Below are 410 nucleotides of genomic sequence, written 5' to 3'. Positions count from 1 at the left end.
ATTGCTTCTTTGGATTAGGTTTTCGTATTTCATTTGGAAATTGTAAATCTTCAGGATACTTTCGCAAGAGGTCTATTATTTCCAGAAGAATACTGAAACATGAACATGCACAAAACATCCGTTTCACTCCGTACCACCACCAAGCCATTTGGCCAGCCTCCACACAGGAGAAGGAAAGTGCCACTGCAGTTTGAACGGCGATACGCCGTTTAAGGTCTTGCAGGCTTCATTCTCGACCTGTGGTACAAACAATGCGATGATTTCCTACAATTGGAGCTCGCTCTTGGATGGTTGTGCTACCGATGGTAACGATATCTTAACCGGTGGAGAAGGTAATAGACCTCTTGCGAAAATATTCATCCCATCGCATTAATCAGTCCTGCAATCAGATTTACCCTTAACCCGAACCG

At 43.9% G+C, this 410-nt stretch carries 2 pseudogenes; both read left to right on the top strand.

The window, feature by feature from the left end:
- Nucleotides 1–194 (top strand): annotated as a pseudogene (locus tag ACTHSL_RS13105) (hypothetical protein); the annotation flags it as partial.
- A pseudogene (locus ACTHSL_RS13100) lies at nucleotides 176–268 on the top strand (IS481 family transposase); the annotation flags it as partial. The pseudogenes ACTHSL_RS13105 and ACTHSL_RS13100, both read left to right, overlap by 19 nt.
- Nucleotides 269–410 lie beyond the last annotated feature (142 nt).

The organism is Neisseria sp. P0008.S010, assembly GCF_051962715.1.
GTDB lineage: Bacteria > Pseudomonadota > Gammaproteobacteria > Burkholderiales > Neisseriaceae > Neisseria > Neisseria elongata.
The sequence above is the reverse complement of the archived record's forward strand: the minus strand, read 5'-3'. Positions and strand labels throughout refer to the sequence as shown.